Origin of the sequence: Citricoccus sp. NPDC079358, assembly GCF_040702545.1 — a bacterium.
Classification (GTDB): domain Bacteria; phylum Actinomycetota; class Actinomycetes; order Actinomycetales; family Micrococcaceae; genus Citricoccus.
The window spans coordinates 76,008-94,582 of record NZ_JBFBLI010000001.1; the positions used below are offsets into that span (position 1 = coordinate 76,008).

19 protein-coding genes are annotated in these 18,575 nt (G+C 70.3%); 10 read left to right on the top strand and 9 right to left on the bottom strand.

What is annotated here, in order from left to right; genetic code table 11:
- Positions 1–154 precede the first annotated feature (154 nt).
- The 10 genes from nirD (at position 155) to AB0333_RS00370 (ending at position 10,608) form a co-directional block, all read left to right on the top strand.
- Entirely contained in the window at positions 155–553 is a 399-nt protein-coding gene (gene nirD / locus AB0333_RS00325) for a nitrite reductase small subunit NirD (protein ID WP_366216795.1), read from the top strand.
- Positions 550–1,314, top strand: coding sequence for a CbiX/SirB N-terminal domain-containing protein (locus tag AB0333_RS00330; RefSeq protein ID WP_366216796.1), 765 nt, complete (start codon positions 550–552; stop codon positions 1,312–1,314). The genes nirD and AB0333_RS00330 overlap by 4 nt, the downstream gene beginning before the upstream one ends.
- Entirely contained in the window at positions 1,263–1,502 is a 240-nt protein-coding gene (locus AB0333_RS00335) for a hypothetical protein (protein ID WP_366216797.1), read from the top strand. Before AB0333_RS00330 ends, AB0333_RS00335 begins: the two co-directional genes overlap by 52 nt.
- 120 nt (positions 1,503–1,622) lie before the next feature.
- Complete coding sequence (locus AB0333_RS00340; protein WP_366216798.1) at positions 1,623–4,646, top strand: esterase-like activity of phytase family protein; 3,024 nt, start codon at positions 1,623–1,625, stop codon at positions 4,644–4,646.
- Positions 4,647–4,726: 80 nt separating this feature from the next.
- Positions 4,727–5,176, top strand: a complete 450-nt coding sequence (locus AB0333_RS00345; protein WP_366217177.1) for a MaoC family dehydratase N-terminal domain-containing protein — start codon at positions 4,727–4,729, stop codon at positions 5,174–5,176.
- Positions 5,176–5,589 (top strand): MaoC family dehydratase, encoded by a 414-nt coding sequence (locus tag AB0333_RS00350; RefSeq protein ID WP_366217178.1) that lies wholly within the window; start codon positions 5,176–5,178, stop codon positions 5,587–5,589. The genes AB0333_RS00345 and AB0333_RS00350 overlap by 1 nt, the downstream gene beginning before the upstream one ends.
- Before the next feature lie 48 nt (positions 5,590–5,637).
- Complete coding sequence (locus tag AB0333_RS00355; RefSeq protein ID WP_366216799.1) at positions 5,638–7,533, top strand: plasmid pRiA4b ORF-3 family protein; 1,896 nt, start codon at positions 5,638–5,640, stop codon at positions 7,531–7,533.
- A 40-nt stretch (positions 7,534–7,573) separates the two neighbouring features.
- Positions 7,574–8,671 (top strand): UDP-N-acetylmuramate dehydrogenase, encoded by a 1,098-nt coding sequence (locus AB0333_RS00360; RefSeq protein WP_366216800.1) that lies wholly within the window; start codon positions 7,574–7,576, stop codon positions 8,669–8,671.
- A gap of 82 nt (positions 8,672–8,753) precedes the next feature.
- Complete coding sequence (locus AB0333_RS00365) at positions 8,754–9,569, top strand: SGNH/GDSL hydrolase family protein (protein WP_366216801.1); 816 nt, start codon at positions 8,754–8,756, stop codon at positions 9,567–9,569.
- Positions 9,570–9,645: 76 nt separating this feature from the next.
- On the top strand, positions 9,646–10,608 hold the full coding sequence (locus AB0333_RS00370; protein ID WP_366216802.1) for an NAD(P)/FAD-dependent oxidoreductase: 963 nt from the start codon (positions 9,646–9,648) through the stop codon (positions 10,606–10,608).
- Here the strand turns inward: AB0333_RS00370 and AB0333_RS00375 are convergent.
- The 9 genes from AB0333_RS00375 to AB0333_RS00415 form a co-directional block, all read right to left on the bottom strand.
- On the bottom strand, positions 10,605–11,282 hold the full coding sequence (locus tag AB0333_RS00375; protein WP_366216803.1) for a hypothetical protein: 678 nt from the start codon (positions 11,280–11,282) through the stop codon (positions 10,605–10,607). The two genes, AB0333_RS00370 and AB0333_RS00375, sit on opposite strands and share 4 nt — an antisense overlap.
- Positions 11,240–11,902 carry an acyl-CoA dehydrogenase family protein gene (locus AB0333_RS00380; RefSeq protein ID WP_366216804.1) on the bottom strand — a complete coding sequence of 221 codons (663 nt, stop codon included), beginning with the start codon at positions 11,900–11,902 and terminating at the stop codon, positions 11,240–11,242. Before AB0333_RS00380 ends, AB0333_RS00375 begins: the two co-directional genes overlap by 43 nt.
- Entirely contained in the window at positions 11,899–13,287 is a 1,389-nt protein-coding gene (locus AB0333_RS00385) for an NtaA/DmoA family FMN-dependent monooxygenase (RefSeq protein WP_366216805.1), read from the bottom strand. Before AB0333_RS00385 ends, AB0333_RS00380 begins: the two co-directional genes overlap by 4 nt.
- A 180-nt stretch (positions 13,288–13,467) precedes the next feature.
- A complete protein-coding gene (gene asd / locus AB0333_RS00390; RefSeq protein WP_366216806.1) occupies positions 13,468–14,643 on the bottom strand; it encodes an aspartate-semialdehyde dehydrogenase in 1,176 nt (391 codons plus the stop codon).
- 10 nt (positions 14,644–14,653) lie between these two features.
- Positions 14,654–14,875 (bottom strand): NF038396 family protein, encoded by a 222-nt coding sequence (locus tag AB0333_RS00395; RefSeq protein ID WP_366216807.1) that lies wholly within the window; start codon positions 14,873–14,875, stop codon positions 14,654–14,656.
- Positions 14,872–15,390 carry a dihydrofolate reductase gene (locus AB0333_RS00400; RefSeq protein ID WP_366217179.1) on the bottom strand — a complete coding sequence of 173 codons (519 nt, stop codon included), beginning with the start codon at positions 15,388–15,390 and terminating at the stop codon, positions 14,872–14,874. The genes AB0333_RS00395 and AB0333_RS00400 overlap by 4 nt, the downstream gene beginning before the upstream one ends.
- Before the next feature lie 22 nt (positions 15,391–15,412).
- Complete coding sequence (locus tag AB0333_RS00405) at positions 15,413–16,189, bottom strand: thymidylate synthase (protein WP_366217180.1); 777 nt, start codon at positions 16,187–16,189, stop codon at positions 15,413–15,415.
- Positions 16,190–16,227: 38 nt separating this feature from the next.
- Positions 16,228–16,644 carry a GntR family transcriptional regulator gene (locus AB0333_RS00410; protein WP_366216809.1) on the bottom strand — a complete coding sequence of 139 codons (417 nt, stop codon included), beginning with the start codon at positions 16,642–16,644 and terminating at the stop codon, positions 16,228–16,230.
- A complete protein-coding gene (locus tag AB0333_RS00415; protein ID WP_366216810.1) occupies positions 16,641–18,503 on the bottom strand; it encodes a hypothetical protein in 1,863 nt (620 codons plus the stop codon). Before AB0333_RS00415 ends, AB0333_RS00410 begins: the two co-directional genes overlap by 4 nt.
- Between the last annotated feature and the right edge of the window lie 72 nt (positions 18,504–18,575).

The following is an 18,575-nucleotide window of genomic DNA, read 5'->3' on the forward strand; positions in this document are numbered from 1 at the left end:
CGCTAGGAGGCGGCGGTTTCCCGGCCGTGTCCCTCGTGTAACGGCTGCATGACGTGGGCCTCACACGCACGACCGGAGGGCGGGAGAGCACAACGTTGCACGCTCGAAACATCCCGCGAGACTGACGGAAACAACGGGTTCCTACGGTGGGTGCATGACACTCACCGCTGTGCACCCCGCAACCCACCCCGCCACCCACCCCGCCACCCACCCCGCCACCGACTGGCAGCCGGTCTGCCCGCTCGAGGCCCTCGAGCCCCTGTGGGCGGAGGCGGCCCTCGTGGACCGCGAACAGGTCGCCGTGGTGCGGTTGCCCTCGGACGAGGTGGTCGCCGTCTCACATTGGGACCCGTACGCGAAGGCGCACGTGATGGCCCGCGGGATCGTCGGCTCCCGGGGCGGGCGCCCCACCCTGACCTCGCCCCTGCACAAGCAGGTCTATGACTTGGCCACGGGGAAGTGCCTCACCGATCCGGCGCTGAGCCTGGCCACCTTCCCGGTGCGGGTGCGGGACGGGATCGTCGCCGTCGGACGGCATGAGCGGGCCGCATGATGAAAAAACCCCGCACCCTCGTCGCCGTCTCGCACGGCACCGCGGACCCGGTGGGGCAGGCGCGGATCACCGCCCTCGCCCGGGTCGTGGAGCAGCGGGCCACACCCGAGGTCGAGGTCCTGCTGACGCACGTGGACGTCCAGACGCCGCAGGTGGGGCAGGTCCTGGCGGGCCTGCCGGCGGACCGGAGCGCCGTCGTCGTGCCCGTGCTGTTGTCCGGTGGCTACCACGTCAAGGTGGACCTCCGGGAGGCCGCCCAGGGCATCCCCGTGGCCCCCGCGCTGGGTCCGGACGAGCTCCTCGTCGACCTGCTCGCGCGCCGGGCCATGGCCGCCGGCTTCGTGCGCGGGCACCACCAGGTGGTCCTCGGCGCGGCGGGATCCACCGACGCCGGCGCCGTCGCCGACTGCCGCGCCGTCGCGTACCGCTTGGCCGAACGGCTCGGCACGCCCGTGGCCGAGGCCTACCTCTCGGCCGCACAGCCCCGGGTCGCGGCCGCCGTCGAGAACCTGTGTGCTCGGGATCCCCGACGGCCGGTCCTGGTGCTCAGCTATCTCCTGGCGCCCGGATACTTCCAGTCGCTGCTCGTCTCCGAGGCTACGGCGGCTGGGGCCGGGACCATCACGCTCCCACTGCTGGGGCAGGCCGGCCCGGTGCCCCGGGAGCTCGTCGATCTCGTGCTGCGGCGATTCCGGGATACGGTAGAGCGGTGTTCAACCCCTGGGACAACGGCTCGAAGGCCTATCGCATCACCCTGCTGACCGGCACGGGTCTCCTTCTGCTCGGCATCGTGGTCGCGCTGATCGGCGGCGGCGTGCAGATCCGGCCCCTCCAGTGGGCCGCGATCGGACTCATCGGCCTCGGACTCGTCACCTACCTCGTGGCGCAGGTGCTGCGGGCGCGGGACGCCCAGCGCCGTCACCGGCAGTCGCGGCAGGCCGGACGCTAGGCCCGGCACCGTCCGCTGGCCCAGCGTTCACCCGGTGGACTCCTGGTGGCCACGGAAGGAGGGGGTGCGGGGGCTTGGATGGTGAGGTCCCCTCCCGTCCCCCGAAAGGGTATCCCCGACATGAGTACTCACCCTCGCCTGTCCGGTGCCGTGGCACTCGGCCTCTCCGCCGTGCTGACCGGCGCCTTTGCCGCCCCGACCTTCGCCGCGCCTGCCGTGGCACCGGCTGCCCCCGCGGACGCCCCCGTTCCCGCCGAGACTGCTGCGGAAACCGCAGTGCCCGTGGGTGAAGCCGCCGAGGGCCAGTCCTTCCACCGCTTGGCCACCCTGCCGGCCTTCGAGAACCAGTTGGCCGCGGACCCCGAGGCGGACCCGTCCGCCCCTACGGTCGCCGAGATCTCCACCGTCACCGCGGATGGCAACACCGTGATCCACACCGACGCCGAGGCCGGGGGCATCGGCTTCGTGGATATCACCGACCCGGAGAACCCGCAGGCGGCCGGGTTCAAGGCCACCGATGGTTCCCCGACCTCCGTGTACGCCACCGAGGCCTTCATCATCGTGGTCACGGACACTTCCGAGGACTTCACCCACCCGACCGGCAAGGTCGAGTTCTGGGACCCGGAGACCCTCGAGCTGATCCACGGGGTGGACCTGAAGGGCCAGCCTGACTCGATCGACGTCTCGCCCGACGGCACCACCGCGATGATCGCCATGGAGAACCAGCGCGACGAGGACCGCGAGGACGTGGACGGAGGTCTGCCGCAGCTGCCCGCCGGCGAACTGGCCGTGATCGATCTGTCCGCCGAGGACATCACCGCGCTGACCGCCGAGTCGATCCGGTACACGGACCTGACCGGGTTGGCCGGCCTGGACACCCCCGAGGATCCGGAGCCGGAGTACATCAAGTTCTCCCCGGACGGCACCAAGGCCGCCCTGACGCTGCAGGAGAACAACGGCGTCGTCATCCTCGATGCGGCCACGGGCAAGGTCATCGACCACTTCAGTGCCGGCGCCGTCTCCGTGGAGGGCATCGACACCGCCGAGGACGGCAACCTGTCCCTGGACGGCTCGATCACCGACGCCGTGCGCGAGCCGGATGCCATCGGCTGGATCGGCAACGACCACGTGGCCACCGCCAACGAGGGCGACTGGAAGGGCGGCAGCCGTGGCTGGACCGTCTTCAACGCCGATCCGGAGTCCGCGGAGTTCGGCAACGTGGTCTGGGACGCCGGCAACTCCTTCGAGAACCTCGCCCACCGCTACGGCCAGTTCCCCGAGCATCGGTCTGAGAACAAGGGCGCGGAGCCCGAGGGCCTGACCGTGGAGACGTACGGCGACACCACCTACGCGTTCGTCGGCTCCGAGCGCGGCAACTTCGTGGCCGTGTACAACGTCGACGATCCGGCCAATCCGGTCTTCACCCAGCTGATGCCGTCCACCAACGGCCCCGAGGGCCTGCTGGCCATCCCGGAGCGCAACCTCATGGTGGTCTCCTCCGAGGAGGACGACGCCGAGGTGGGCGTCCGCGCCACCGTCCAGGTCTTCGAACTCGGAGACGGGCCCGCGGCGGTACCGACCCTGAAGTCCGCGGACGCGGCCGGACCGGCTTCAACGGAGGGCCAGCCCATCACCTGGTCCGCCCTGGGCGCCCTGTCCGCCGTGCCGGGCGAAGACGACAAGCTCTATGCGGCGCCGGACGACTTCCTGTCCCCGTCCCGGATCTACACGGTGGACACCACCACCGCTGACGACGGCGGCCCGGCCACCATCGAGTCCGAGCTCGCCCTGGAGCACGGGTACGACATCGAAGGCCTGTGGGCCGATGCGGACGGCACCTTCTGGCTGGCCGTCGAGGGCACCGCGATCACCGACGGTGAGATCGGCTCCGAGGGCAACCGGCTGGTCCACGTGGATGCCGAGGGCCAGGAGCTCGCCTCGGTCGACCTGCCCGCCGAAGTGGCCGCAGGATTGAAGGGCCAGGGCCTCGAGGGTGTCACCGGCGCGGGCTCCGGCCAGGATGCGGTGCTCTACACCGCTGTGCAACGCGAGGCCGCCGGCGAGGACTTCGCCCGTATCGGCCGCTTCACGGTGGCCACCGGTGAGTGGGAGTGGTTCGGCTACGCGCTGGAGTCCACCGACGTCGAGGGCGACTGGATCGGCCTGAGCGAGATCACCGCCGTGGACGCGGACACCCTCGCGGTCATCGAGCGGGACAAGCTCAACGGCCCGGACGCAGCCCTGAAGAAGGTCTTCACGGTCGAGGTTCCGGAGGCCGGAGCCACCACCGGCGCCGGTGGCGGAGCGGCGGCCGAGGAGGTTCCGGTGCTCGAGAAGACCGAGGCCATCGACGTGCTGCCCCAACTGCAGGACCTCAACGGCTGGACCCAGGAGAAGCTGGAAGGGCTGGCGATCGCCGGCAACGGGAACGTCTACGCCGTCACGGACAATGACGGGGTGGAAGACGCGACCGGCGAGACGGTGTTCCTGAACCTCGGCCCGGCCGCCGAGCACTTCCCGAGCGATCCGACTGATCCGGAGCCGGTGGAGGACTTCTCGGACAATCAGCCCGGTTCGGTGTACTACGCGCCGGTGCGGTGGATGCAGACCGCCGGGGTGACCACCGGCTACACCGATGGCACCTACCGCAAGGCGGCCGAGATCACCCGTGGCGAGTCCGTGGCGTTCCTGCAGCGCTATCTGGCCCCGGACTACACCACCGACCCGGCCGACCCGACGGACCCTGACGCCCCAGTGTTCCCGGACGTGCCAGCAGGGGCCCCGCACTTCACCCCGATCGCCTGGGCCGCCGAGGGTCCCGAGGGTCCCGAGGGCTCCGACGGCGCTACCCCCGTCTCCGAGGGCTACGCCGACGGCACGTTCCGGCCCGGCCAGGACGTGACCCGTGCGGAGTTCGTGACCTTCCTCTACCGGGCCGTGGATCCTGAAGGCTTCACCGCCCCCGAGGTCTCGGTGTTCCCGGACGTGCCGTCCTCCGGCTCGTACTACGAGGCGATCTCCTGGGCCGCCGCCGAGGGCCTGGTCAACGGCTACCACGGCGGCGAGTACCGCCCGTACGACCCGATCAGCCGCGGCGAGGTCGCCAAGGTCATGTACCAGTACGGCGTCGCGCAGGAGGGCTGAGGGGTCGGAGTGGGGGCCAGGGTGAGGGGCGCCGGGCGGTAGGCTGTAAGCCGATGTCACCGGACCTGAGGAGTACCGCAGTGGGCGTGAACCCGGACCTGCAGGGGCGAACCTATCCGCCCACCGAGCCCTACGTCGTCGGGCGGGAGAAGATCCGCGAGTTCGCCGCGGCCGTGCAGGCCACGCACCCCGCGCACACGGACCTCGCCGCCGCCCGGGGTCTCGGCTACGCCGACCTGGTGGCCCCGCCCACCTTCCTGGTGACCCTCGCGCAGCGGGCCGAGGCCGCCGTCGTCGCCGATCCGGACGCCGGCATCGACTTCTCGCGGGTGGTCCACGCGGACGAGCGCTTCACCCACCGGCGCCCGGCCGTGGCCGGCGACGAGCTCATCGGGGCCACCACGGTCGAATCCGTCAAGACGCTCGGCGGCCACACCATGGTCACCACCGCCACCGAGATCACCACCACCGGCGGCGAGGCCGTCTCCACCGTGCGGTCCACCCTGCTGGTCCGCGGAGAGGAAGCATGATGCAGAAGGGCGACTCGATCGGCTCCACCACCGTCACCCTCACCCGTGCCGACCTCGTGCGCTACGCGGGCGCCTCGGGCGACTTCAACCCGATCCACTGGTCCGAGTCCACGGCCCGCTCCGTGCAGCTGCCCGGGGTGATCGCCCACGGCATGCTGACCATGGGCGCCGCCGTCCAGCTCGTCACCGACTGGTGCGGGGACCCCGGGGCCGTCCTGGACTACCAGACCCGCTTCTCCGCCACGGTCCCCGTGGACGAGGTGGCGGGCGCCACCCTCGAGGTGTCCGGCAAGGTCGCGAAAATTGATGACGACGCCGGCACGGTCCGGATCGACCTGACCGTCACCGACCCGGGGCACGGGGACGCGAAGATCCTGACCAAGGCGCAGGCGGTCGTGCGCCTGGGCCACTGACGGCTGAGCCCCTGACATCCGCTGACACGCCACGTTCGAGGAGGTCCCATGCCGAAGAAGAAGAGAAAGTCCACGAAGCGTCACCTGCACGCCGTGGACTCACCACCCCGGCCGTCCTTGGCGGCGCTCCGGAACGGGAAGATGCTCGATTCCCTGACCCCGGACTTCGTGGAGTGGTTCGGGGAACCGGAGGGCGATCCCACGGAAGCCCTGGCCTGCCTCAACCTGGTCCGTAGCCAGCTGATCGCCTGTGCTGACGTGGATCCCGAGACGACCGCTACGAGTTTCCCACCGTGGGCAGTCGAGGACACGCTCCAGATCCTCGAGATCGCCGCCGCACAGGAGGGTGGGGACCCGACGTCCGTCATCGAGGCCTGGCACGAGTACCTGCACTACCTCGGCGAACGGGGCCGCTGGACGGGCACGGAGGCGGCCTTCGCCGAATGCCACGAGATCCTCTCCAGCCTCGATGGTCTCGATGAGGCGGTCCTGCCGGAGATCGAGGTCCCCGGACTCAGTGTGGCGGAACAGGCCCGCGGTTTCGCTGACATCGTTCTGGTCCGGCACGCGAGGAGCCTGCTGGAATGGATCGGTGACGGGAGACAGGCGACCGGGACAGGTGCCCTGCGCCTGAAGGACGTGCCGGCCGCGGCCGCGGTGGTGGGCGTGACGGTCCGTGTACCGGCGTCGCGGAAACGCGCCTCCGAGGCACTCCCAGGGCTCGCGGAACCGGACACCGCCGATGCGCAGGCCCCGCTCGTCAGGTCGATGCACGATGTCCCGCTGCTCAGCCCCCTGTGGAGGGTGCTCGAGGATGCGGAGTTGATCTCCGTGATGGCGGGCTCCGTGCGCAGGACAGAGCGCGCCGAGTTGCTGATCCAGGGCGTCACCGCCGAACAGGTCGGCGTCTCCAGGGACCTCGTTCTGGACTTCCTGCGCGCGCAGATGCAGCTGGAGCCCACGTTCATGGGCTTCGAGGAGGAGATCGCCACCGTGGTGCTGACCGTCCTGGTGGCCGGGACCACGCAACAGGCCGTTCAGAAGGCACAACTGGCCGAGGTGGCCACCGCCCCGCCGGCCGGTGAGCTATTCGGTGACCACTATCCGGATCTCTACCGGGCCGCGATCGGCCAGTCCGTGCAGACTACCCTGGACCGCCTTGTCGGGCTCGGGCTGCTGGTGCCGGGTCCGGACTATGTGGTGGCGCCGGTCGCCGTCCAGTGCGTCGCCGCTTTGGCGGAGGAGATCTTGGGCGCCGCCGACGACGACGAGGGACAGGACGGGGAGGGCGGACTGCTGGAGATCGCCCCACGGGGTGCGGCTGTGCCGACGAGGGCGCCGGAGGGCACCACGGACCGGCGCATCTACCAGCTGAAGATCGGTCTGCAGGGTGCCCAGCCGCCCATCTGGCGCCGTGTCCTGGTGCCGTCGACCCTCCGTCTGGACGAGCTCCACCAGGTGATCCAACAGTGTTTCGACTGGCGGGATGCGCACCTTCACGCCTTCGAGGTCGTGCGCGGCCGAAACTCCATGTTCTATGAGCCGGCCGGCCCGTTCGGTCCGGTGGAGGGCTTCGGGGAGGATCCAGAGGGGCCGGACGAGGCCGGTGCGGTGCTTGGAGAGGTTCTGAGGGGGTCCGGGACGAAGCTGAACTACACCTATGACTTCGGCGATTCCTGGGAACACCGGATCGAACTGGAGAAGATCCTGGACGACGACGGCCGGAACCTGCCGGTCTGCACCGGCGGCCGGCGTGCCGCCCCCGTGGAGGACTCCGGCGGGGTGTGGGGATGGGCGCAGCTCCTCCAGACCGTCGCAGACCCCGCGGACGAGGACTACGAACAGATGCGGGAGTGGCTGGCTCTGGAACCGGGGGAGGTCCTCGACGGGCAGACCTTCGACCAGGCATCGGTGAACCGGCGTCTGGCCGATCTGCGCCGGTAAGCTGGACGAGCCCATCCGCGACCACCCAGGAGGACTGTCCGTGAGTGAACCCGTGAGGCTGGCGGAGTACACCACCAGCCGCGTCGGCGGGCCGGCCGCCGACTGGATCGAGGCCACCTCGGCCACCGAGGCCGTCGAGGCCATCCGGGCGCTGGACTCCTCCGGGACCCCCCTGCTGGTCCTCGGCGGCGGGTCGAACACCCTGATGGCCGACGTCGGCTTCCCCGGCACCGTGGTCCGGCTCGCCTTCTCCGGGGCGCAGGTGGTCCAGGAGGAGGCCGGCGGGACCACGCTGGTGCGCCTGGCCGCCGGGCAGGACTGGGACGAGGCCGTGGCCTGGACGGTGCAGCAGGGCCTGACCGGCCTCGAGGCGCTCTCCGGCATCCCGGGCTCCGCGGGGGCGACCCCGGTGCAGAACGTCGGCGCCTACGGGGCGGACGTCTCCCAGTCGCTGGTCTCCGTGCAGGCCTGGGATCGGGTGGCGGGAGAGCTTGTGACCCTGACGAACGAGGACCTGCGGTTCGGCTACCGCGACTCCGTGATCAAGCGCAGCCTGCTGGCCTCCGATGACACCACCCCGCGCTGGGTGGTGTTGTCCGTGGACTTCCGCCTGCACCACACCGGCCGGACCGCGCCCGTGCGCTTCGCCCAGCTGGCCCGCGCCCTGGGCGTGGAGGAGGGGGAGTGGGCCCCTTTGGAGACGGTCCGCCACCACGTGCTGCACCTGCGCGCGGCAAAGGGCATGGTCCTGGACGCCCAGGACCAGGACACCTGGTCCACGGGCTCCTTCTTCACCAATCCCATCCTCCCCGCGTCCGTCCGGGCGCACCTGCCCGCGGATACCCCGGCTTATGGCGCCGGACAGGACGAGGACGGCGAGAAGCTGGTCAAGCTCTCCGCCGCGTGGCTCATCGACCGCGCCGGCTTCGGCAAGGGCTTCGGGCTGGGACCGGACGAGCAGGCCATCGCCGGCGCCCGCGCGTCGTTGTCCACGAAGCACACGCTCGCCGTGACCAACCGGGGCAATGCGAGCACGGCGGACCTGCTGGCGATCGCCCGCACGGTGCGGGACGGCGTCGAGGCTCAATGGGGTGTGCGCCTGCACCCCGAGCCGGTGCTCGTGGGGTGCTTGCTCTGACGGATTCCATTAGGCCAGGCTTTGCGTGGCCGTCACCGGCCGGACACCGTCCTGAACGGTGGCTCCTCTAGCGTCGTCCCCCATGGGCGGATTGTTTGTGGCCATCGGAGACTCCTTCACCGAGGGGGTGGGGGACTGGGACACCCGGCACCCCAACGGGGTACGCGGCTGGGCGGACCGGGTGGCCAAACAGCTCTCCAAGGCGGACCCGGACAGCCGCTACGCCAATCTGGCGATCCGCAGCCGGCGCCTCGCGGGGGTCGTGGCGGAGCAGATCGAGCCAGCCCTGGACCTGAAGCCGGACCTCATCAGCTTCTATGCGGGCGGCAACGACCTGCTCGAGCTGCGCAAGGACCTGGGTCCCGTCCTTCAGACGTACACCCAGGCTGTGGAACGCCTCGTGTCCTCCGGGGCGCGCGTGCTCCTCTTCACGGGGTTCGACATCCCGCTGCACCCCGTGCTGGAACCGTTCAAGCGCCGGAACTGGGCGTTCAACGACCACGTGCGCACCCTCGCCCGACGGCACCCGGACACCGTGACCCTGGTGGATTACTGGACGTGGGACGCCTACCGCGACCGCCGCATGTGGGACATCGACAAGCTCCACATGAACCGCGCCGGACACCGCTACATGGCCATCCAGATCCTCAACATCCTGGGGGTCCGGCACCAGCTGGAGTTCGAGCCTTTCGGGCCCACCGAGCGGGTCGGACCAGTCCAATCCGTCAGCCGGGACGTGGAATGGCTGCGCCAGTGGGTGCTGCCCATGTTCGGCCGCCGGTTCCGGGGGATCACGCTGGGCGATGAGCTGCAGCCCAAATGGCCCGAGCCCATCCTGCCCGCCGACGGCATGAAGAAGATGTACCGTAAGCGGCGCCGGCTGCTCGGCGCCGACTGACCGGCGTCCCGAGGACAATTTTGCTGTTCGGCAAGAAGGTTTGCCAATTGAAGGTCTTGCCTGCACGATGAGTGGCATGATCTCAACACACGACACCTCAGCAGCCCCTGAACTCGACGTCCTCGTGGCCGGCGGTGGCGCCGCCGGACTCGCCGCGGCGGTGACCCTCGCGCGGTCGCGGCGCACCGTCACCGTGGTGGATTCCGGCAGTCCCCGCAACGCCACGGCCGAGGGCGTCCACGCCCTGTTGGGCCGCGAGGGCATCAGCCCCGCCGAACTGCTCGCCGCCGGCCGCCGCGAGGTCGCCGGCTACGGGGGAGAGATCCTGGACGGCGAGATCACGGCGGTCCGCCGCCTGGAGGACGGACGTTTCGAGGCGACGCTGGCGGGTTCAGCGGGGGCGGTCCTCACGGCCAAGAACCTGCTCATCGCCACGGGCCTGACGGACGAGCTGCCGGAGATCCCCGGCCTGGCCGAGCACTGGGGCCGGGACGTGATCCACTGCCCCTACTGCCACGGCTGGGAGGTCCGGGACCGTTCGATTCTGGTGCTGGGGACCTCCCCGAACTCCGTGCACCAGGCCATGCTGTTCAGCCAGCTCAGTGACGACGTGACGTTCCTGGCCCACTCCGGCCCCGTGGACGCGGAGGGCGCTCGGACGCTGCAGACCCTGGGCATCGAGGTCGTGGAGGGACAGGCCGCCGGAGTCGAGGCCGGGTCCGGTGCCGACGTCGAAGCCCAGGAGGGACGGGTGGCCGGGATCCGGCTGACGGATGGCACTGTGGTCCCGGCCGAGGTGATCGTGGTGGCACCGCGGATGCTGGCCCGGGCCGAGGTCTTCGAGGACCTGGGGCTTCAGATGGAGGAGAACCCGATGGGCCGCTTCATCGCGGTGGACGCCGCTGGCGGGACGGGTGTTCCCGGCGTCTGGGCCGCCGGCAACGTCGCGGACCTCTCGGCCCAGGTCGGCGCCGCGGCGGCCGCCGGGACCATGGCCGCCGCCCGGCTCAACGCGGAACTGGTGATGGAACGGCTCTAGTGTCCCGCTTGACCCGCTTGACCCGCTTGACCCGCATGTCCCGTCAGGGTCCGGGCCGTCGACTCCGACGGTGACGTGCCGTTGAGCAGGTAGTCGCCGACCACACGCTGCCGGAGGATCGCCGGATTGTGGGAGCTGATGGTGCGGGCATTGCGCCAATGGCGGTCCAGGGCTCGCGAGGTGGAGGTGGCCGAGGCTCCGCCGACCTCGAAGACGCGGCTCACGGTGTGCAGGGCCAGCTCGATGACGGTACCCTGCACGGCGAACAGGTGGGCGTCACCCGCGGCATGGTCGGCCTGCTCACCGGAGGCCAGGGCGCGGTCCAGGGAGGCGGCCGCAGCGAGTACGGAGGCCTCGATGGTCTTCGCCGCGCCGTAGGTCTCCCCGACGACCTGCTGCACCATGGTGTCCTCGGTGAGGACGACCGTGGGGTTGAACAGGTTGCGGGTCCGCGAGGTGATGAAGGCCGTGATGTCCCGGTGCGCGGCCTGGACGATGCCGGCCAGCGCAGACAGGTGGGTGAGCTGGTAGACGGCGTGCTGGACGGAAGGCCCTGCGGATTCGTCCACTCGCGGGTTGATCAGCTGTGGGTCGGCCGGCACGGCGGTGAACGTGGCCGTCCCCGAACCGGTCAGGCGCTGGCCGAAGCCGTCCCAGTCGTCCTGGATGTCCACGCCGGGTGGTCGCGGCGGACCTGGGCGGAGACCAGCGGCGGCTGCGCGGCGTCGGTTCCCGGGCCGGTTCCGGAACCGCAGCCCCGCCGGTCGGCGGCGCTGACGAAGATCCAGTCCGCGTAGATGGACCCGGTGGAATAGTACTTGGTGCCGGTGAGCTCCGCCCCGTCCGGAACCTCCTGGGCATCGTGGATATGGGTGGCCGGCGTCGCGAAATGGCCGGTTCGCTCACTCTCGGCATTGCCGACCATGACTCCGGTGGCCAGCTCGGCGAGCCAGAACGTCCGGTAGTCCTCGTTGGCGTGGCTCAGCACGAACTCCACGAAGCCGATGTGGCCGCGCCAGGCCTGCACGAGGTTGGAGTCCGCGGCGCCCAGGTCGATCAGCAGCACGGCCAACTGCTCCAGGGAGGCACCGAAGCCGCCGTGTTCGCGGGGAATCCGCACTCGGCCGAAGCCGGCCTCCTTCAGCCAGCCGACCTGCTCGTACGGCAGCACTCGCTGCTCCTCACGCGCCAGCACCCCCTCGGAGATGCGGTCGAACACCCGTGCGAAGTGGCTGCGGAGTTCGGCGGTCGGGGGGTCGGTGTGGCCCAGGGTGGACAGGATGGTGGTGCTCATGCGGTGGCCTCTTCCCAGGTGCGTGGTCCGTTGCTGAAGGCCCCGCGGTACGCCGCGGCCGGGTGCCGATCGTTGAGGCGGTCCTCGCCGAACAGTTTCCTGCGGTAGGTCCCCTCCCCGTACGCGGTCTTGGCCAGGCCGCGCTCGCGGAGCACGGGGATGACCTTGTCGGCGAACTCAGCGTAGTCGCCTAGCACGTAGCTCATGACATTGATCCCGTCGACGCCGGCGTCGTGCCATTCCTCGAGGGCGTCGGCGATCTGCTCCGGCGTGCCGACCAGCGGATTGCTGCGCAATTCGTGGGCCAGGTCCTCGACGATGGGCTCGCGATCGGTGATCCGTGATCGGGCGCCTTCCACGGCGCCCTGCATGGCCTGGGTCCGTACCTGGGACAGCGGGGTGTCCAGGGGGTAGGCCTGGCCGTCGTCGTCGACCACGGCCATGTGGGCCAGCAGGCCGGCCACGCTGACATAGGAGTGCACGAGCTCGGCCTTGTCCTGCGCCTCCTCCTCGGTGTCCCCGACGATGAAGGACAGGCCGGGGAAGAACTTCAGGTCCTCGGGACGGCGGCCGGCCTCGACGGCCAGGGCCCGGGTCTGGGAGATCTGCTCCGCGGCGCTGGCCGGGGAGTCAGCCAGCAGGAAGACCCCCTCGGCATGTCGGGCCGCGAAGGCCCGCCCGGCCGCCGAGGATCCGGCCTGGTAGAGCAGGGGCGTGCGCTGGGGGCTGGGGGAGGGCAGGTGCGGGCCCTCGACCCGGTAGCGCGGCCCCTCGTGGAAGATCTTGTGGACCTTTGCCGGGTCCGAGAACCGGCTGTTCGCCTTGTCCTTGAGCAGTGCCCCCTCGTCCCAGGAACCCTCCCACAGCTTGTAGGCGACCTCCACATACTCCTCGGCCCACTGGTAGCGGCTGTCATGCTCGGGCAGGGATCTCAGCCCGAAGTTGCGGGCACCGTTATTCTGCCAGCCGGTGACGATGTTCCAGGAGGCCCGGCCGCCGGAGAGGTGGTCGAGCGTGGAGACTTGGCGCGCGAAGGTGAACGGGTGGGACTGCAGGATGTTCGAGGTGAAGGCCAGGCCGATGTGCTCGGTGTGGGTGGCCAGGGCCGCCAACAGCAGCAGCGGATCGTTGGAGGGCAGTTGGAGGCCTTCCTCCACGATCGTGTCGAAGGGGACGTCCACGGGGCCGTGGTGACCGGAGACGTCCGGGAAGAAGATCCCGTCGAAGGTGGCCTCCTCCAGCTTCTGCGCCAGCTCGATCCAGAGCCGCACGTCGTTGAACTCCGAGTCGATGGCGTCCGGTCGGCGCCACTGCCCGTGGTGGGCGTGGGAGGCCGTGAACATCGGGGCGGCGTTGAATAGCAGTGGCTTCGTCGGTGAGGTCATGGCGGCCAGTGAAGCAGCGCGGCTACCGTCGCCGGCCATCGGGCGTCATCCGCCGACCACTGATCGACATCCGGCGCAACAGTCTCCGGGTAGGACGGGCGACAGGGCCCGGCCCCGTCGCAGATGACGGAACCGGGCCCTGTGAGGGGTCTGTGTGATAGGCGGGCGGTCGGTGAGCCCTTAGAGGTTGCCGGTGGCGATGGCCAGCATGCGGCGCACCGGCTCGGCGGCGCCCCAGAGCAGCTGGTCGCCCACGGTGAAGGCGGAGAGGTACTCGGGGCCCATCTCCATCTTGCGCAAACGGCCCACCGGGATGGTCATGGCGCCGGAGGCGGCGATCGGGGTCAAACCCGCCATCGAGGCCTCCTTGGTGTTCGGCACCAGGGAGACCCACTCGTTGTCCGCGGCGATGATCTGCTCGATCTCGTCCAGCGGCACGTCCCGCGTCAGTTTCAGGGTCAGCGCCTGGGAGTGTGAGCGCAAGGTCCCGATCCGCACGCACAGGGAGTCGAACGGCACCCGCTGGGCTGCCGAGTGACCGAGGATCTTGTTCGTCTCGTCCCCGGCCTTCTTCTCCTCCTTGGACATGCCGTTGCCGAGGTCCGCGTCGATCCAGGGGATGAGCGATCCGGCCAGCGGCATGCCGAACTGGGAGGCGTCCAGGGAGCCATCGCGCTGGGCGGCGGTGACCCGGCGGTCGATCTCGAGGATGGCGGAGGCGGGGTCGGCCAGCTCGTTCGCCACCACGCCGTGGAGGTCGCCGAACTGGGTGAGCAGCTCGCGCATATGGCGGGCGCCGCCGCCGGAGGCCGCCTGGTAGGTCATGGCGGTGCCCCACTCCACAAGCCCCGCCTTGAACAGCCCGCCCAGGCCCATGAGCATGCAGGAGACGGTGCAGTTGCCGCCCACGAAGTCCTTGACGCCCGCGGCCAGGCCGGCGTCGATGACGTTCCGGTTCACCGGGTCGAGCACGATGATGGAGGAGTCGTCCATGCGCAGGGTGGAGGCGGCGTCGATCCAGATCCCGTTCCAGCCGGCGGCACGCAGCTTCGGGTAGACCTCCGAGGTGTAGCCACCGCCCTGGGTGGTGAGGATGACGGGTAGCTTGGCCAGCGTCTCGATGTCATAGGCGTCCTGCAGGGTGCCCGCGTCTCCCGTCAGCCCTTCGATGGCAGGCGCCGGCTGGCCCGCAGCGGAGGTGGAGAAGAACACCGGGTTCAGGCGGTCGAAGTCCCCCTCCTCGGCCATCCGCTGCAGGAGCACGGAACCAACCATGCCGCGCCAGCCGATGAGGCCGACCGTGGGGTGGGCGGCGGGGTCGGAAGCGGTCTGGAGTGCTGAATCTGGGGAAAGCATGCCCCCCAGTCTACTGGCCGGAGCTGTCCTCGGTCAGTGACTTGCGTTTCAGGGTGGCCCACAGCCCGCCGAAGATGAACACCTGGGTGAGCACCACGAGGAAGACGACGCCGGCCACCACGTTGTCCGTGAAGATCATGACCAGGCCCATCACGGCGGTCACCAGGCCGAGGATCGGGCACGCCACGAAGGCGATGAACGTCAGGGTGGTCTTGTTCAGCAGCTCGCTCATGCGTGGTCCTCATGGTCGTCGTGGGCGCGTTCCCAGCGTTCGAAGCGATACCCGGTGCCAGAGCCGGAACGGTGCGCCTCGAGAGAGGTCCGCGTCCATTGACCGTCCAGGGCGGGGGCGTGCGTGTCACCGGCTGCGTCGCTCTCGATCACGGTGATCTCGGCCAGGGTCGCCACATCGAGCGCCTGCTCGTACAGCGTGGCCCCGCCGATCACCCAGATCAGGTCCAGTCCGTCCGCCTCGCTCGCGGCCTCGAGGGCCTCCTGGAACCCGGGGACGACGACGGCGCCCGCGGCCCGCATGGCGTCCGCCGACTGCTGGCGCCGGGAGACGACGATGTTCGTCCGTCCCGGCAGGGGCCGGAATTTCTCGGGGAACGAGTCCCAGGTGCGCCGGCCCATGATGACCGGGTGGCCGTGGGTGAGGTCCTTGAAGTGGGCGAGGTCCTCGGGCAGGTGCCACGGCATGGAGCCGTCGGCGCCGATGACGCGATCCGGGGTCTGGGCCCAGATCATGCCGATGCGGGTGGGGGTACTGTCAGACGGCAATGGGGGCCTTGATCGTCGGGTGGTGCTGGTAGTCGACCAGCTCGAAGTCCTCGAGGGCGTAGCTGAAGATGTCCTCCGGGGTCCGGCGGAGCCTCAGCTGCGGGTAGGGGAACGGCTCCCGGGCGAGCTGCTCGGTGACCTGGTCCACGTGGTTGTCATAGATGTGGCAGTCGCCGCCGGTCCAGACGAACTCGCCCGGTTCCAGCCCGGTCTGCTGCGCCATCATGACGGTGAGCAGGGCGTAGGAGGCGATGTTGAACGGCACGCCGAGGAACAGGTCCGCCGAGCGCTGGTACAGCTGGCAGGAGAGCTTGCCCGGGCCGTTGTCCTGCGGGGCCACGTAGAACTGGAACATCGCGTGGCAGGGGGGCAGGGCCATCTGGTCCACCTCGGCCGGATTCCACGCGGTGACCAGGTGGCGGCGCGAGTCCGGGGTGGTCTTGAGGGAGTCCACGACCTTCGCGATCTGGTCGATCTGCCCGCCGTCCGGGGTGGGCCAGGAGCGCCACTGGACGCCGTAGACCGGGCCGAGCTCGCCGTCCTCGTCCGCCCACTCGTCCCAGATGCGGACTCCGCGCTCCTGCAGCCAGCGGACGTTGGAGTCGCCGCGGAGGAACCACAGCAGCTCCAGCGCCACGGACTTGAAGTGCACGCGCTTGGTGGTGATCAGCGGGAACGATGCGCCGAGGTCGTACCGCAGCTGCCGGCCGAACACGCTGCGCGTCCCCGTGCCGGTGCGGTCTGACTTGGCGGTGCCGGTGGCCATGACTTCGGCCAGCAGGTCCTCATACGGGGTGGAAATGCTCACCCGTGCATTCTACGGGCGACTGCCGTCAGCAGTTCCACGGTCTCCTCAGGGCTGAAACCCGCCGCCTCCGACCGGCGCGCGAGGTCCTCGGCGGCCTGCACGACGCCGGCCGGCCAGTCCCGCGCGGGTCCTGCCTCCCTGACGTCCCTTCGCGGCGTCGGCCCCGGGGGTGATGCCGCCACGGTCGTGCCGTGCCGGCGCCGGGACACCACGTACCCGGCCGCCTCCAGCTCCCGGTAGGCCCGGGCCACCGTTCCGACGGCGATCCCCAGGTCCGCGGCCAGTGCCCGGACGGAGGGAAGTCGGGAGCCGGGTGTCCGGGAGCCGTCGTCGACCAGGGTGGTGATGCGCGCCCGCAGCTGCTCGAACGGCGGCACCGGCGAGGACAGATCGAGAACGATCTCGGCGCTCATGAGACGGACGTCTCCCGTTGACGTTCGGCGTCCCGTTCTGCCTGGCGGGGACGGAGCCGGACCCCGGGCACGCCGGGGGCCGGGGCGATCACGCAGACCACGATGAGGCCGAACACGGCGAAGACCGTCAGGGTTCGGATCAGGAGCAGGCCGTCCGGCAGGTCATGGATGGCGAGGTTGACGATGCTGGTGCTGATGAAGCCGTGCCAGACCTGAACGCCGGCGAGAAGGGCGGCGCCGGTGACGGACAGGACGCCCGCGGCGCCGACAGCCAGGAGGCGGTTGGCCCCACCGGCACGGATCGCGGCATCCTGCTCGGCGGTGGCGTGGCCGAGGGGCGGGCGGTGCAGGGCCAGGCGGGCGAGGGCGAGGGCGGCCAGCGTGAAAACGGCGGTCGTCATGGCCAGGGCGATGGCCAGTTCGGTCTGCTGCCACGTGGTGGTCAGGCAGAGCACGCACCACACCGCGGCCAGCAGTACGGACACACTGAGGGCGTAGACCGGCCAGCGGGACGGCCGGCCGGCGGTGTTCGGCTCCCCGGCCGGGCTGTGCCCCCGGCGGACGCCGAACTCGGTGAAGCCCAGGATGACCAGGGCCGCGGCGCAGGGCAGCGCCGACCACAGCAGTGCAATCCATGGAGAGAAGACCGGGCCGCCTTCGCCCATGGCATTCGTGGTGGGAAGTGTCCATTGGAAGAACGCGACCAGTACTCCGATCGGCACCGCGACCATCCACGCCAGGGTCGCCCCATCCAGGCGCAGGCGCAGCACGGCGCGGGCGGTACCCGGAGGGGACGGTGCGCGAGCGGACCGAGGCGCCGGGCCGGCGTCGTACGCCTCCGGATGCTGCACCGTGTGGGAGCCGAGCTCGGCGAGGTGCGGGGACCGCCAGAAGAGCAGGACCAGCCACACGAGAATCCCGGTGATGCCGAGCCAGGGCATGAGGGGGGTCGAGTAGGGATCCGCAGAACGGAGGGCCAGCGCTGCATCGGCATTCGCCCAGGCATTGAACCCCGCGGCGCCGATGCCCAGCATCATGACCGCCACCGTGCGCAGGGCGCGGTTGACGGCGATGCGCCGCACGAGGTCATCATCCCGGGGGTGCAGGCCGGTCAGCGTGGGGCGCCGGGCGATGATCCGCAGCACGATCACGAAGCCGACGGCGGCCAGGACCAGTGCCAGCAGCAGCCAGGGCGCGATGTCCTCACCGCCGCGGGATCCCGGCTCGAACCAACTGCTCTCCGAGCCGCCGTTCTCATCACTCCACGACTCCGTGATCTCACGCGCCTGAATCGCCGGGGTCTGCCAGGCCAGCACGACCAGCCCAGCGGCGGCCAGCATGATGGCGCCGGTGGCGCCGGTCAGGTAGCGGGGGAGGAGTCCGGTGGCGCGGCGATCGCTCAGGCGGGCCATGCGCACGGCTCCGGTCTGCCGGGGCCACGTGTACTGTGCCACGGCGTACACCAGGACGAAGGCCATGACGGGGCCCAGGGCGATCCCGACCGCCTCGTACCACGGCAGGGGCGGGATCGGTGCGCTGCTGATGCTCCGGACAAGGTCCCCATCGGTCTCGGTGGTGACCGGGAAGAAGCCGGTGCTGAAGCCGGTGCTGAAGACATCGGCCTGTTCCGGAGTGGCCAGGGCAGCCAACCCGGAGGTGCCGGAGGCGAAGAGGGCGATCAATGCCGCGATCATCGCGTGGGTGCGCACGGCCCGCACGGGATCGCCGCGGCGGGGACTCCAGGCGGTGCCGCGCAGAACGAGGTACAACAGTCCCAGCCCGAGCGCCAGTCCGAGCGCGGCGGAACCGGCCCATCCGGCCAGGCTGACCCACTGGCCGTCGTCGCTCGTGTATCCCATGTGCCCCCCGGTCTTTGTGTCAATGTATCAAGTCATTGACACATTGACCAGAGGTGGCGCTGGGAGAGGTTG